The organism is Streptomyces sp. NPDC005263 (assembly GCF_042872365.1).
In the GTDB taxonomy this organism is placed as follows: Bacteria; Actinomycetota; Actinomycetes; order Streptomycetales; family Streptomycetaceae; genus Streptomyces.
The window spans coordinates 489,862-503,410 of the sequence record NZ_JBIAKJ010000004.1; the positions used below are offsets into that span (position 1 = coordinate 489,862).

Below are 13,549 nucleotides of genomic sequence, written 5' to 3' on the forward strand. Positions count from 1 at the left end.
CCACCGGGGGTGAGCCCGCGGACTCACCCCCTGGGATAGCGGGCCAGCCACCCGGGGGACGACCCCGCCGGACCGTGCAGCGCCGGCCCCTGGGTCATCTCCATCGCGAAGTCGTCAGCCAGTTCCAGCAGGGTGGGACGGCCCTCCAGCTCGGCCAGCCAGGCCGGGGGGAGGGCCGTCTCGCCGTGCAGGGCACCGAGCAGGGCGCCGGTGAGGGCGCCCGCGGCGGCGGAGGGGCCGTCGTGATTGACGGCCAGCCGCAGCCCGTGCCGGACGTCCTCCCCCACCAGCGCGCAGTACACCGCGGCGGACAGCAACCCCTCCGCCGTACCCTCCGCGAGGAGCTCCTCGACCCGGGCCGACGTCGGCATCCCCTGCCGTACCGCGCCCAGCGCGTGTTGCAGCGCGTCCGAGACGGGCTCGTGGCCCGGGCGGGCGGCGAGCAGGGCGAGCGCCCGCTGGACGGCCGTGTCCAGGCTCTCGCCGAGGGCCAGCGCGTGCACGATCGCGGCGTACGCGCCCGCCGACAGGTAGGCGACAGGGTGGCCGTGGGTCTGCGCGGCGCACTCCACGGCGAGCTGGACGACGAGCTGCGGCTCCCAGCCGACGAGCAGCCCGAAGGGCGCGGAGCGTGCGGTGGCCTCGGGGCCCGCCTCGGCCGGGCTCTTCGGCGCCTCCAGCGTGCCCATGACCTCGTCACCGAACCCGAGCAGCAGCGAGCGGGGCGGTTCCCGGCGGGCGTACAGCCACTCCTCCCTGGCCAGCCATCCGTCCTCGGCGCGCCGGAAGTCGGGGCCCCAGTCGCGCTGGGTGGCGGCCCAGCGCAGATACGCGCGGTGCAGATCGGTCGGCGGATGCCAGGCGCCGGTGTCCCGGCGGACCTGCGCGCGGATCAGCCCGTCCACGGTGAACAGGGTGAGCTGGGTGAGGTGGGAGACCGCACCGCGCCGTCCGTACCCGAACCCGAGATCGACGAGCCCCTCCGCGCCGTACTCCTCGCGGATCTCCTCCATCCCGAGCCCGTCCACCGGCGCGCCCAGCGCGTCCCCGACGGCCCCGCCCAGCAGCGTGCCGCGCACCCTGCTCCGGTAGTCCTGCTGCTCGACCCGCCCCCAGACGGCCCCGGCTGTCGCGGCCACCAAGACCTCCCACGGCACCGTCCGGACGTACGACAAATCAGCACTGTAATCGAACGGGGACGGTGGGTTCAGGGGGCGGATCAGTATGCGAGATGCGTCCGGAGTGAACCGATGTGATCACAGATGGTTGATGAGTGGTGTTCGTGTCATCCCGCGTAACGCGCCCGCACGGCATCGCGGGTCCTGGTGACCTCCGTCAGGCAGGCGGTGAGGTGGGTGCGGTCGGCGCCGGGGCTGTGGAGGAGGTCGGTGAGGGCGGTGGCGAGGTCCGCCAGTTCACCCCAGTCGGGGGCGGCGAGCAGCTCGGCCAGCGCCTCGTCGGCCCTGGCCCGGTCGCCGAGGGCGCAGCCGATGAGACAGCGGGTCCGCATGCGCTCCTCGTCCTTCAGCTCGTCGGACTCGTGCACCAGCCGTGCGAACTCCCGCCAGTGAGGCTCCGCGGCCCGCAGTCCCTCGGCCCGGCCAACGGTCAGGGCCAGCTGGTAGACACCGTTGAGGGGGTCCGTGGCGCACTGTCGCTCGGCGGCCTGCCGGGCCTCGGCCCACCGTCCGGCGTCCCGGTGCGTCTCGGCGTGCAGATACCCGAGGTCGTCGGCGGTCGCCGTCTCGTCCGCCGCGGCCAGCCGGGCCGCCGCCTCGTCCCGGCGGTCGCACCACATCAGCAGTTCGATGGCCGTGCCGCGCGCCCAGTCCGAGTCCGTCCCCAGCTCGACGCACCGGTCCAGATCGGCCAGCGCCCGCTCGGTCCGCCCGGTCGCCAGGCAGACCCGCGCGCGCTGGCCGTACGCCCATCCGTAGTCCGGGTCCACCGCGAGGGCGCGGTCCAGGCAGCTCAGCGCCTCCTCGTAGGCCTTCAGGGCGCGGTGGGTCGCGCCGAGGCTCGCCAGCGTCTCGTCGTCGTCCGGGTCGCGTTCCAGGATGCCGTGGAAGACGGCGACCGCCTCCTCGTAGCGGCCCGCGATCCGGTACGCCTCGCCCAGCTCGTGACGGAACCAGAGGGTGGCCGGCTCCACCTCGACGGCCCGGCGCAGATCGTCGAACATGCCCGCCATGTCGCCCAGGTCGTCCTTGACCCGGGACCGCATCACCAACGCCCAGCCGTAGGCGGGTCTCAGCTCGACGGCGCGATCGAGGTCGGCCAGCGCGTCCTGTCCCCGGCCCAGCTCGTGGAGGGCGACGCCCCGGCTCGCCAGGGCCGAGGTGTGGTCGGGTTCGAGGGCGACGGCCCGGCCCAGCTCGGCGACGGCGTCCTCGAACCGGCCCGCGAGCCGGTAGGTGTCGCCGCGTTCGGAGGCGATCCAGGCCAGGTCGGGCGCGAGCGCGACCAGACGGTCGAACTCGGCGAACGCCTCGTCCGACTGCCCCCGGGAGCGGAGCAGCCGGGCCCGGCGCACCAGCGTCCACAGGTTGTCCCCGTCGATGCGCAGCGCCCGGTCGAAGTCGGCGAGTGCCTCGTCGTTCCGTCCGAGCCCGTGCAGGCTCACGGCGCGCCCGGTCAGGGACCCGGCGTCGGTCGGGTCGAGGGCGACGGCCCGGCCGTAGTCGACGACGGCGTCCTCGAAGCGGCCCGCGAGACGGTGGGTCTCCGCGCGTTCGGCGAGGATCCACCGGGTGTGCGGGGCCAGTTCGTCGGCCCGGTCGAGAGCGGCCAGCGCGGCCGGGAAGTCGCCCGCCAGCTGAAGGGTCAGACCACGGCCGTGGTGGGGCAGGGCCAGGTCCGGCGCCTGCTCGATCGCCCGGTCGTACTCCTCCAGGGCGCGCCCGTACTCCCCGACGTGCAGCAGTTCCCTGCCCCGCAGTGAGTGGGCCGTCGCCCGGCCCTCCGGGTCCAGTCCTGGGCGTGCCAGCAGCAGGTCCATCGCCCTGGCCACCCCGGTCGCCTCGTCCGCGAGCGCCTCGCCCAGCTCCCGGCCCCGCTCCCGCAGGGCCACGTCGTCCACCGCGTCGCCGGCGTCCTCCAGCATCCGCGCCCAGCGGCGCCCGACGGCCTCGTCCTCACGGCAGGCGACGACGAAGGCGCTCAGGGCCTCGCCGAGCGCCGCCGGGGGCCGGGCGCACAGCGCGTGGTACGTCTCCTCCAGGCGCAGCTCCCACCACTCCTCGTCGCCCAACAGCTCCTCGCTGTCCCGGCCGGCCTCGACGTCGGCGCGCCAGTGGGCGAACGCCTCCGCCAGCCGCCGCTGCCGACCCGACCACTCGCGCGGGGACCGGCGTCGCAGCAGCCGCAGCATCGGCGCCCGTACGACGTCGTGGTACCGCACCCGCCCACCGCGCTCGCCCACGAACGGCAGCCCCGTCAACCACTCGTACAGCACAGCCAGTTCGTCGTCCGGGCCGTCCACCAGGACCCGCAACACGTCGGCGTCCAGCCGGCGGGGCAGGGCACAGGTCAGGGCGACCTCGCGACGGGCCTCGGGCTCCCGCTTCAGGAACAGGTCGACGGCGGTGCCGCTCGGGTCACGCACGTCCGCCGCGCTGCCAGGGCTCTTCTGGGCGAGCGTCGACACGAGGACCGGCAGCCGGCCCGTCAGACGCAGCACCTCCTCGACGACCGGCTCGGCCACGACTCCCTTCGCGGCGAGCAGCCCGCGCGCCTCGGCCTCGGTGAACGGGGCGAGCGGCAGGTCCGCCACGGAGTCCAGGCCGCTCCAACGGGCGGCGTCCAGCGGCCGTTGCCCGGCGGTGACCACCAGGACGGTGGCGGGCAGTCCGCTGTCCGCCCCTTCGTGGCGGGTGACCATCTCGTGCAGCCACGGGTCGAGATACGGTCCGGTCCGCTCGTAGGTGTCGAAGAACAGGACGATCCACCCGACGGCGTCGGCCACCGCGCGCAGTTCCGCGAGCAGGACCGGCGTGAGCACCTTCTCCGGCGACAGCACCAGGTCGATGTCCTCCGGGTTGCGGAACCGGGCGCTGAGACCGGCCCGCAGACGGTCCGCGCCCTGGGCGAGCAGGTCGGCGGGCAGCGCGCCGGTGATCAGACCTGCGCCCGGCACGGCCGCCCCCACCGCGGCCAGGCCCATCCCCACCACGGCCCTGCTTCCGGCCGACGGCGTCTGAGGCTCCGGCGCGAGCACGGCGAGGGCGGCCGCCTCCGCCTCATGCCGACGCTCCCAGTACGTGGCCAGCCGTCGCTCCAGATCCTTCAACCGCCGTCCCTGGGCGGCGAACTGACGGCAAATTTCCGCCATTGCCTCCGGCACGCTCCCGGCGCCCTCATCGACATCCGCCGTCAACGCGCCGCGTCCGCGTGCGAGATGCCTCAACTCCGCGACGAGGAAGGTCTTTCCGACGCCCGCGTGGCCGGACACATGGAACCGAAAGGGACGTCGACGGTCCCCGATCGGGGTGTCGAAGTTCCTGAGGAACGCGGCCCGTTCGGCTTCCCGGCCCACGAACCCGGCCCGGGTCCGCTGCTGGATCAGCTCCTGCCACGACGGCTGCCCCTGTGCCATGCGCACGTCCCCTCGTCCGACCGTCCGCCGCCATTCTCACTCAATGGCCGAATGCGGGCGCGAGGCCGTCGCTCCCCGGGACTTGGCTCAGCGTGGACCGAGTTCGTGGAGTTCGCGGGGCGCTGAACGTCGGGGAGCCCACTGTTCGTCCGGATGAGCCACCGATGCGGACGGCGCCGGGTGAGCGGGTCAGCCGAGCTTGAGCAGCAGATTGGCAAGCTCGACCGGCATGGTGATCATGCAGTCATGACCGGTCGGCAATTCCCACACCTGTGCCGGGCCACCGTTGGGCTGTATCGCGGGGACCGATCGCCGGGGAATGCCTTCCGGCTTGACGGCGCAGTGGATGTGCGTCCGTGGGATCGTGTTCACGGCCGGGTTGTCCAGGTGGACCGGTTGCTGGAGGCAGCGCACCGGCTGATCCGACAGCATCGTGCGCAGCCAAGCGACATCCGCCCGGTCGGTGACCCCGAACAGACCGAAGGGCGGCGGCAGCTCGGGGAGCGGTGGAACCCGCCAGCCACTGTCGGACTGTGCGGCTTGGTCGATCAGGGCCTGGGCTGCGGGTTGGACATCGGCCGCGCTCTCGCCGTCCTCCGGAACCATCGCGTCGAGGTAGACCAAATGTGCGATCCGGTCCGGGACCTGGTTGGCTGCGGATGAGATGACCAGCCCGGCGTAGCTGTGTCCCACGAGCACCACCTCGGTGAGGTCCTCCTCGACGATCAACCTGACGATGTCGTCGACGTGCGTGTCGAGCCCTACCTCGGGGCTGAGCAGGGGCACCTTGTCGCCGTAGCCGGTCAGCGACGGCGTGAGGACCCGATGTCCGGCCGACGCCAGCAGCGGGACCACCCGCTCCCAGCACTCTCCGCTATGCCAGGCCCCGTGGACCAGCAGGAATGTTGACATGGTTCTCGCTCCATCCAAGCGTTTCGTGTCGTCGCATGGCTTCGCCGACTGCGCGTGAGGCCCCGGATCTGGCATCCTAGAGAAACGGGACACTGTCCCGCTTGACGATATGGGACGCTGTCCCGTTTAGCGAGCTCGATTGCGAAGGGAAGCTGCGGTGAGCGACAGCGATCGGGGCGCGGGGCGTGCACCACGGCCCAAACGGGCGGACGCGCGACGGAACGAGGAAACCCTGCTCGACGCGGCCGCCGCGGTCTTCGTCGCGTCGGGCGTGGAAGCGCCGATTCGCGACATCGCGGCCAAGGCCGGCGTCGGAACTGCCACGATCTACCGCCACTTCCCGACGCGAGCGGACCTCATCGTCGCCGTCTACCAGCACCAGGTCGAGGCCCTCGCCGAGGCCGGCCCCGCCCTGCTGACGACCGGCGGGACTCCGCACGCCGCGCTGGGTCGATGGATCGACCTCTTCGTCGATTTCCTGGTCACCAAGCACGGGCTCGCCACTGTGCTGCAGTCCGACGACCCTTGCTTCGACCCCCTTCACTCGTACTTCCTCGATCGGCTCCTGCCCGTGTGCACCCAACTGCTCGACGCTGCAACCGCTTCGGGCGAGATCCGTTCCGACCTGGACGCCTACGAGCTCATGCGCGGCGTCGCGAGCCTCTGCGCGGGCGCCGGCAACAATCCCCGCTACGACGCCCGTCGACTGGTCAAGCTCCTCGTCGCAGGGCTGGGCCGACCACACTGACCACCCGCCAGGCAGCTGCTGCGGCGCCCGAGTAGGCCCCCAACTCCGTTGCCAGGGGGCGTCAGTCTGGCTCAATGACTACAGCCGCCCCCGCTCTCCGGGGTTCCTACGCTGCCGCGACGCCCGGACGACACTCCCGGCATCGGCCTGGGCATGGGGCGCGGAACGCCCGGTCGCAGCCGTCGCAGTTCTGGAGGGGGTCGGGGCGGGAGATCTCCGGCCCTGGTTCGAAGGGGGGCGGCAGGAGGGCGGTGAGGCGGTGCGCCAGGAAGCCGACCGGGTGGCGCACGCCTTCCGGCGGCAGCCCCGCCGCGAGCGTTCGCTGTACGTCGTCGGGGGCGACGCCTCGCTCCAGCCAGGTGGCCACGACGGGGGCGAGGCGGCGCACGTCGGGCTCGGCGAGGTGGAGTCGGGGGTCGCGGGTACGAAGGCCTGCCAGTACGTTGCGGGCGGCGCGGTGGGCGGGCAGGTCGGGAGCCGGGGCGGACAGCGGGGCGGTGGCCGAGGCCGGTTGTTCCGGCTCCTTGGGGTCCGGGGCCGGTTCGCGGCGCGGGGCGGGGGCCGTACGCGCCGTGCGCTTCTGGGGCTTGTTGTAGGACGTCGTGCGCGTCACGATCCGCCCCGACGGCAGGCGCTCCTTGGTGCGGGACAGATACCCGTGCGTCTCCAACTCCCGCAGGGCCGCCGCGATCCGTGTCTCGCCCTCGGGGAACTTGGCCGCCAGGACCTTGATGCCGACGAGGGTTCCGGTCGGGAGCGACTGGATGTGGGTCGCCAGGCCGATGGCCGTGAGCGACAGATCGGGATGCTGGGCCAGATGGTTTCCGACAACCGTGAACTCCTGGTTGTGGCGTTCGTCCACGTGGGCAACTCCGAGGCGGGAACGGGCGAAACGGGCGGAACGGGAGCGCGTGGGCGCGCTAAGGTGCTGCTCAGTCATCGGGAAAGGTCCTTTTTCCTGGGTGATCAGGCCCTCGTTCGGGATGCCAGTCCCGGCGGGGGCCGTTTGCTGTGTGCGGTTGTCCGGTACCGCTGTCCTTCTGACGCTGCCTGACGAATTCGCCGACACGCCAGCGGAATCAGACGCGATCACTCGACCGGGTGACCAGGGATGCGGTGGCGACGGGCTGGGTGGGGCGGGTTGGGTTCTTTCCCCGGTTCTTTGTCTTTGGCGTCGGGCCCGGCCGGGTCACTGGTGCCTGCGATCCGGTGTCAGTTCGGCCCACACGGTCTTGGCATGCGCGGGCGCCTCGTCGACGCCCCAGCGGTCCGCGTACGCCGTGACGATGCGCAGGCCGCGGCCCGATTCCAGGTCGTCGGCGACCGGGTCGGCAGGCAACGGGAGCCGGTCGCCCCTAGCGTCGGTCACCTCGATACGGAGAGTGCCGTCGGCACGCAGCTCCAGCCCGAGCCGGAAGTCCCTTCCCAGTACCCGCCCATGGAGTACGGCGTTCGACGCCAACTCGGCCACGATCTGCACCGCGTCCTCGAAAGGCAGCTCCCAGTCATCGAGTTGCCGCTCGGCGAGCAGACGGGCGAGTCGAGCACCTCTTCGCGTGGCGGACAGCTGAACCGCGAAGTGGCGCGTCGGGGAGGTGACTTGGGCGGGGGAATTCTGGCGCATGTCACCCAGGGTGGCCAGTCGCCCATACGCTGACCAGTAACGACCCCGGTACGGACAGTGACTGTCCGTGCGTGATCCGGGGTCGTACGGCTCGTACGACGGGAGGGGCGATGGTGGAGGACGAGGAGACCGCGGCCGTACTGAGGACGGTCGGACGTCAGGTCAAGGTGTGGCGGGAAGCCGCCGGCATGAAGCAGGCGGAACTCGGGGCGGCCATCGGGTACGGCGACGAGATGGTCTCGTCGGTGGAGCGCGGCCGCCGCGTGCCGAAGCCGGACTTCCTCGACAAGGCCGACGAGGCGCTCGGCGCGGGCGGAAAGCTCTCCGCGATGAAGGAGGACGTGGAGCGGGCCCGGTACCCCAAGAAGGTGCGGGATCTGGCGAAGCTGGAGGAGGAGGCGGTCGAGTTGGGCGCCTACGCCAACCACAACATGCACGGCCTGTTGCAGACACCGGAGTACGCGCGCGCGTTGTACGCGAGGCGACGGCCGGCGTACCCGGAGGACGAGATCGAGCGTTACGTCGCCGCACGTATGGCACGACAGCGCGTCTTCGAGCGCGTACCCGCGCCGCTGCTCACCTTTGTCCTGGAGGAGGTGACCCTGCGACGTCCCATCGGGGGCAAAATGGTGCTGCGGAAACAGCTCGAACACCTGCTGGAGATCGGCAAGTTGCGGCATGTCGAGATCCAGGTGATGCCCACGGACCGCGACGACCACGCGGGACTGGGCGGCCCGCTCCAGGTGCTGAAACTTCGAGACGGCAAGACATTGGGGCACTCCGAAGGGCAGCTGTACAACCGCGTGTTCAGTGATCCACGGGAAGTCCAGATCCTGGATATGCGCTATGGAATGATCCGGGCGCAGGCCCTCTCGCCCCGAGAGTCGCTGGCCTTCATCGAGAAAGTCACGGGAGAAGAGACATGATCACGACGCTGGAGTGGTTCAAGAGCAGCTACAGCAGCAACGACGGCCCCGAGTGCGTCGAGGTCGCCATAGCCCCCACCCACACCACCGTCCACGTCCGCGACTCCAAGGACACGCAGCGCGCCCAACTCGCCTTCGCGGACGCCGCGTGGACCGAGTTCGTGGAGTTCGCGGGGCGCTGAGCGTCGGGGAGTCCACTCCCCCTGGCTCCGGAGGCGCGCACCAAGGCCCATGACTCGCCGTTACGGCAAGGATCTCTACCTGACGACCACACACCACGACCAGCAGCGCGAGGAGACGGCGGACATCACGGCCCGCCTTCTCGCCGCCCTGGTCCGCAGCGACGCCGGCGAGCGGGCCATACTGCGGGCGCTCCCCTCGGTCTTCCCCTGGGTCCGCCACCTGTCGGGGGACGAGCTGAAGCAGTTCGTGGCCGAGCTCATCGACGCCACGCACGACGTGGCCCAGCTGGAGGTCCACGCCAACCTCCATCGAGTCGTCGTGGAATGGCGCGCCACGGCAAGGGTTCTTGCCGACCCCGCGCTCACCGCACAGCTCACCCGTCGACTGCCGGACGAGGACCACGGCGAGGTGACCGCTCCGTGAGCCCGAAGCGCGGCGGCGATGTCGCTCCCCCGCCGGTGGGCGGGGATCACGCGTCCACCAGCCATCCGAAGGACACCGAGTAGGTCCCCAACTCCGTTGACAGGGGCGGGCGTCACTCTGGCTCAATGACTACAGCCGCCCCCGTCCTCCGGGGAAAATGATCGGCATGTCCACCACCCCACGCACCCCCCGCAGCGCGCTGTCCCTCACCGCCACCCTCCTCACCGCGACGGTCGCGCTCTACATGGCCCTCGTCGCGTTCGGGAACATCACCGACTTCGGTACCAACCAGCAGTTCGTGCGGCACGTCCTCGCCATGGATACGACCTTCAAGGACGACGACCTGATGTGGAGGTCCGTCACCAGCAAGGGGCTTCAGGACGCGGCCTACGTCGCCATCATCGTGTGGGAGACGGTCGCCGCCCTCGTCCTGCTGTACGGGACCTGGCTGGGGGCGCGCAACGACCTCGGCCGGGCCCGCCGGTTCTCCACGTACGGCTTGCTCATGGTCATGCTGCTGTTCGGCGCCGGGTTCATAGGGATCGGCGGTGAGTGGTTCTCGATGTGGCAGTCGAAGGACTGGAACGGGCTGGACGCGGCGACGCGGGCGTTCACGTTCAGCGGGGTCGTACTGCTGGTGGTCAACCTGCCCGTCGTGACGGAGCGGTCCGCTACCTGACCACGACCACCTTCGTGCCCGTCTCGCCGAACGTCCACAGCGCCGCGCCGTCCGCCTTGCGGGTGCGGATGCCGCTGGTCTGCTTCCCGGCGGCGACGGCGGGCGGCGAAGAGCCGTCCACGGCGTTGGAGAACGCGATCGACAGGCCGGACTTGGCGGCGAAGTACACGATGTGCTCGATCTGCACGCCGTCGGAGCCGGTGGTGGCGTCCGTGCGCACGGAGATCGTGTAGGTGCCGGGGTCGGGGCTGACCGTGCCCGGCCACACCGCGAAGCTCCGGCGGGAGGCGCCGCTCGCGTCCACCAGCCAGACGTGCTTCTTGCCGAGGGAGTACACGACGCGCCGCCCGGTGCCGGAGTCCTTCGGCACGGCGGCGGGAGCGGCGGGCTTCGACGCGGAGGGACGCGGGCTCGCCGACGTCGAGGCGTTCGGCCGGGTGGCCGTGGCGGTGGGGTGCGGCCCCCGGTCCGCCTGCACGGCCAGCACGGTGACCGCCGCGACCGCGCCCACCGTCAGACCGGTCACCCAGACCCACGAGGGAAGTCGTCGGGCAGGCACGGGCACGCATCTCCTCAGCTACGGGACCCCTCCGACGAGGGGCCCGATCATCGTACTGCGAGCGGCCCGCGGTCCTCTCCGCAGTCCGGCGCCGGTTCGCTCAGTCCAGCACCGGCAGCAGCTCCGGCAGATGCCCGTCCGAGGCGGTCGCCACGTGCTGCCTTTCCACCGGTACGTCCCCGTACAGGGTGGTGCGCGGCCTCGCCGGACGGCCGGCCGCGTCGGCCACCGCGATCAGGTCCTTGACGGACTTGTACGAGCCGTAGGAGGAGCCGGCCATCCGGGAGATGGTCTCCTCCATCAGCGTGCCGCCGAGGTCGTTCGCGCCGGAGCGGAGCATCTCGGCCGCGCCCTCGGTGCCCAGCTTCACCCAGCTGGTCTGGATGTTGGGGATGTGCGGGTGCAGGAGCAGCCGGGCCATCGCCGTCACCGCCCGGTTGTCCCGCATGGTCGGCCCGGGCCGCGCGATGCCCGCCAGGTAGACGGGGGCGTTGGTGTGGATGAAGGGGAGGGTGACGAACTCGGTGAAGCCGCCGGTGCGCTGCTGGATCCCGGCCAGGGTGCGCAGGTGCCCCAGCCAGTGCCTGGGCTGGTCCACGTGCCCGTACATCATCGTCGAGGACGACCGGATGCCCAGCTCGTGCGCGGTCGTGACCACCTCGATCCAGGTGGCCGCCGGCAGCTTGCCCTTGGTCAGGATCCAGCGGACCTCGTCGTCGAGGATCTCGGCGGCGGTGCCGGGGATCGAGTCGAGACCGGCCTCCTTCGCCGCCGTCAGCCACTCGCGGACCGACATCCCGGTGCGGGTCGCCCCGTTGACGACCTCCATCGGTGAGAAGGCGTGCACATGCATGCCGGGGACGCGCTCCTTGACCGCCTTCGCGATGTCGAAGTACGCGGTGCCGGGCAGGTCCGGGTGGATGCCGCCCTGCATGCAGACCTCCACCGCGCCCACCTCCCAGGCCTGTTGGGCGCGGTCGGCGACCTGGTCCAGGGAGAGCGTGTAGGCGTCGGCGTCGGTGCGGCGTTGCGCGAAGGCGCAGAAACGGCAGCCGGTGTAGCAGACGTTGGTGAAGTTGATGTTCCGGGTGACGATGTACGTCACGTCGTCGCCGACCACCGACCTGCGCACGTCGTCCGCCACCTGGCACAGCGCGTCCAGCGCCGGGCCGTCCGCGTGCAGCAGGGCGAGGGCCTCGTCGTCGGTCAGCCGCGTCGGGTCGTCGGCCGCGGTGGCCAGGGCCTGTCGTACGTCCGTGTCGATGCGCTCGGGTGCCATGCCGGGGGCGGCCGCCTCCCGCAGGGCGCCCCAGTCGCCGTACACCTCGTCGAAGTCGTCGCGGCGGTCGGTGGTGCGGCCGTCGGTGTCGATGGTGCGGTGCAGGTCGGTGCGGCCCGTCGACTCGAAGACCTCCTCGGGCTCCTGCCAGGGGTGGCCCTCGACCACCGCGTCCTCGCGGGCCAGGCCCGTCTCCGGGTCGGCGAGGGCCCGGACGTGCGGCAGCAGCCGCGGGTCCAGCCAGGGCTCGCCGCGCCGGACGAACTCCGGGTACGCGCAGAGCCGTTCCCGCAGGGTGAAACCGGCCGCCTCCGAACGCCGCGCGAGGTCCTCGATCTGCGGCCAGGGGCGTTCGGGGTTGACGTGGTCGATGGTGAGCGGGGAGACCCCTCCCCAGTCGTCGATACCGGCGCCGATCAGACGCTCGTACTCGGAGTCGACCAGGTTGGGCGGGGCCTGGAGGCAGGCGCTCGGGCCCATGATGTGGCGGGCGACGGCCACCGTGGCGACCAGCTCGTCGAGTTCCGCGTCCGGCATGCCGCGCATCGCGGTGTCCGGCTTGGCGCGGAAGTTCTGGATGATCAGTTCCTGGATGCCGTGGTAGGCCCGCGACACCTTGCGCAGGGCGAACAGGGAGTCCGCGCGCTCCTCGTACGTCTCACCGATGCCGATGAGGATCCCCGAGGTGAAGGGGACGGAGGAGCGGCCGGCGTCCTCCAGGACGCGGAGGCGTACGGCGGGCTCCTTGTCCGGGGAGCCGTGGTGCGGGCCGCCGGGCTCGGACCACAGCCGGGTCGCGGTGGTCTCCAGCATCATGCCCATGGAGGGGGCGACGGGCTTGAGGCGCTGGAAGTCGGTCCAGCTCAGCACGCCCGGGTTGAGGTGCGGCAGCAGGCCCGTCTCCTCCAGGATCCGGATGGAGATGGCGCGGACGTAGGCGATGGTGTCGTCGTAGCCGTGCGCGTCGAGCCACTCGCGCGCCTCCGGCCAGCGGTCCTCGGGCTTGTCGCCGAGGGTGATCAGGGCTTCCTTGCAGCCGAGGGCGGCGCCGCGGCGGGCCACGTCGAGCACCTCGTCCGGCGACATGAACATGCCGTGGCCGTCGCGGCGCAGCTTGCCCGGCACGGTGACGAAGGTGCAGTAGTGGCACTTGTCCCGGCACAGCCGGGTGAGCGGGATGAAGACACTCTTCGAGTACGTGATGACGCCTGCGCGGCCGGCCGCCTCCAGGCCCGCGTCCCGCACCCGGGCGGCGGACGCGGTGAGGTCGTCGAGGGCGTCGCCGCGGGCCTGGAGCAGCACCGCCGCCTCGGACACGTCGAGGGCCACGCCGTCCCGGGCGCGTTTGAGGGCGCGACGCATGGAGTTGTCGGTGGGTCCGGTTCCGGGGGTCGCGGTGGTCGTCATCCTTCGAGCATACGATCAGGCATTCGGCGCGAGGGGTCTGCCCGGCGGGGCAGCCGCACGGTGTTCACCCGCAGCTCACCGGACGCAACCTGCCCACCGGACGCAACCTGCCCACCGTGACGCGATCCGTCCCCCGGATGCGATCTGTCCCCCGGATGCAATCTGCCCCCATGAGTACGATCCGCCCCCAGAATGGTAATTGTTTGAATCGTTAC

At 71.5% G+C, this 13,549-nt stretch carries 12 protein-coding genes; 5 read left to right on the forward strand and 7 right to left on the reverse strand.

The window, feature by feature from the left end; all coding sequences use genetic code 11:
• Nucleotides 1–23: 23 nt before the first annotated feature.
• The 3 genes from ACFYRY_RS20705 to ACFYRY_RS20715 form a co-directional block, all read right to left on the reverse strand.
• Nucleotides 24–1,139: an ADP-ribosylglycohydrolase family protein gene (locus ACFYRY_RS20705; RefSeq protein WP_389147340.1), complete on the reverse strand. Its 1,116-nt coding sequence runs from the start codon at nt 1,137–1,139 to the stop codon at nt 24–26.
• Nucleotides 1,140–1,285: 146 nt separating this feature from the next.
• Nucleotides 1,286–4,594, reverse strand: a complete 3,309-nt coding sequence (locus ACFYRY_RS20710) for a tetratricopeptide repeat protein (protein ID WP_389147343.1) — start codon at nt 4,592–4,594, stop codon at nt 1,286–1,288.
• Nucleotides 4,595–4,783: 189 nt separating this feature from the next.
• Nucleotides 4,784–5,506 carry an alpha/beta fold hydrolase gene (locus tag ACFYRY_RS20715; protein ID WP_389147346.1) on the reverse strand — a complete coding sequence of 241 codons (723 nt, stop codon included), beginning with the start codon at nt 5,504–5,506 and terminating at the stop codon, nt 4,784–4,786.
• Nucleotides 5,507–5,663: 157 nt separating this feature from the next.
• Here ACFYRY_RS20715 and ACFYRY_RS20720 point away from each other — a divergent pair, with 157 nt between their 5' ends.
• The gene (locus tag ACFYRY_RS20720; RefSeq protein ID WP_389147349.1) at nt 5,664–6,254 is read left to right on the forward strand and encodes a TetR/AcrR family transcriptional regulator; all 591 of its coding nucleotides are present in this window, start codon (nt 5,664–5,666) and stop codon (nt 6,252–6,254) included.
• A 106-nt stretch (nt 6,255–6,360) separates the two neighbouring features.
• Here the strand turns inward: ACFYRY_RS20720 and ACFYRY_RS20725 are convergent, their stop codons facing one another.
• Together ACFYRY_RS20725 and ACFYRY_RS20730 are read right to left on the reverse strand one after the other, a co-directional pair.
• Complete coding sequence (locus tag ACFYRY_RS20725; protein ID WP_389147352.1) at nt 6,361–7,194, reverse strand: helix-turn-helix domain-containing protein; 834 nt, start codon at nt 7,192–7,194, stop codon at nt 6,361–6,363.
• 249 nt (nt 7,195–7,443) lie between these two features.
• The gene (locus ACFYRY_RS20730; protein ID WP_389147354.1) at nt 7,444–7,878 is read right to left on the reverse strand and encodes an ATP-binding protein; all 435 of its coding nucleotides are present in this window, start codon (nt 7,876–7,878) and stop codon (nt 7,444–7,446) included.
• Between the two features lie 113 nt (nt 7,879–7,991).
• Between ACFYRY_RS20730 and ACFYRY_RS20735 the strand changes: the two genes are divergently transcribed.
• From ACFYRY_RS20735 to ACFYRY_RS20750, 4 genes are all read left to right on the forward strand, one after another.
• Nucleotides 7,992–8,804: a Scr1 family TA system antitoxin-like transcriptional regulator gene (locus tag ACFYRY_RS20735; RefSeq protein ID WP_389148375.1), complete on the forward strand. Its 813-nt coding sequence runs from the start codon at nt 7,992–7,994 to the stop codon at nt 8,802–8,804.
• Nucleotides 8,801–8,986 carry a DUF397 domain-containing protein gene (locus tag ACFYRY_RS20740; RefSeq protein ID WP_389147357.1) on the forward strand — a complete coding sequence of 62 codons (186 nt, stop codon included), beginning with the start codon at nt 8,801–8,803 and terminating at the stop codon, nt 8,984–8,986. Before ACFYRY_RS20735 ends, ACFYRY_RS20740 begins: the two co-directional genes overlap by 4 nt.
• A gap of 49 nt (nt 8,987–9,035) precedes the next feature.
• Nucleotides 9,036–9,410: a prevent-host-death family protein gene (locus ACFYRY_RS20745; protein ID WP_389147359.1), complete on the forward strand. Its 375-nt coding sequence runs from the start codon at nt 9,036–9,038 to the stop codon at nt 9,408–9,410.
• A gap of 166 nt (nt 9,411–9,576) precedes the next feature.
• A complete protein-coding gene (locus ACFYRY_RS20750; RefSeq protein ID WP_389147362.1) occupies nt 9,577–10,089 on the forward strand; it encodes a DUF2165 domain-containing protein in 513 nt (170 codons plus the stop codon).
• Here the strand turns inward: ACFYRY_RS20750 and ACFYRY_RS20755 are convergent.
• Both ACFYRY_RS20755 and ACFYRY_RS20760 read right to left on the reverse strand, forming a co-directional pair.
• Nucleotides 10,082–10,654 carry a hypothetical protein gene (locus tag ACFYRY_RS20755; protein ID WP_389147365.1) on the reverse strand — a complete coding sequence of 191 codons (573 nt, stop codon included), beginning with the start codon at nt 10,652–10,654 and terminating at the stop codon, nt 10,082–10,084. The two genes, ACFYRY_RS20750 and ACFYRY_RS20755, sit on opposite strands and share 8 nt — an antisense overlap.
• 94 nt (nt 10,655–10,748) lie before the next feature.
• Nucleotides 10,749–13,334: a bifunctional FO biosynthesis protein CofGH gene (locus ACFYRY_RS20760; protein ID WP_389147368.1), complete on the reverse strand. Its 2,586-nt coding sequence runs from the start codon at nt 13,332–13,334 to the stop codon at nt 10,749–10,751.
• Between the last annotated feature and the right edge of the window lie 215 nt (nt 13,335–13,549).

Coding starts and splice junctions, on each gene's coding strand:
- ACFYRY_RS20710 (WP_389147343.1), bottom strand. CDS start 4,594: ATGGCACAGGGGCAGCCGTCGTGGCAGGAGCTGATCCAGCAGCGGACC.
- ACFYRY_RS20715 (WP_389147346.1), bottom strand. CDS start 5,506: ATGTCAACATTCCTGCTGGTCCACGGGGCCTGGCATAGCGGAGAGTGC.
- ACFYRY_RS20725 (WP_389147352.1), bottom strand. CDS start 7,194: ATGACTGAGCAGCACCTTAGCGCGCCCACGCGCTCCCGTTCCGCCCGT.
- ACFYRY_RS20730 (WP_389147354.1), bottom strand. CDS start 7,878: ATGCGCCAGAATTCCCCCGCCCAAGTCACCTCCCCGACGCGCCACTTC.
- ACFYRY_RS20740 (WP_389147357.1), top strand. CDS start 8,801: ATGATCACGACGCTGGAGTGGTTCAAGAGCAGCTACAGCAGCAACGAC.
- ACFYRY_RS20745 (WP_389147359.1), top strand. CDS start 9,036: ATGACTCGCCGTTACGGCAAGGATCTCTACCTGACGACCACACACCAC.
- ACFYRY_RS20750 (WP_389147362.1), top strand. CDS start 9,577: ATGTCCACCACCCCACGCACCCCCCGCAGCGCGCTGTCCCTCACCGCC.
- ACFYRY_RS20760 (WP_389147368.1), bottom strand. CDS start 13,334: ATGACGACCACCGCGACCCCCGGAACCGGACCCACCGACAACTCCATG.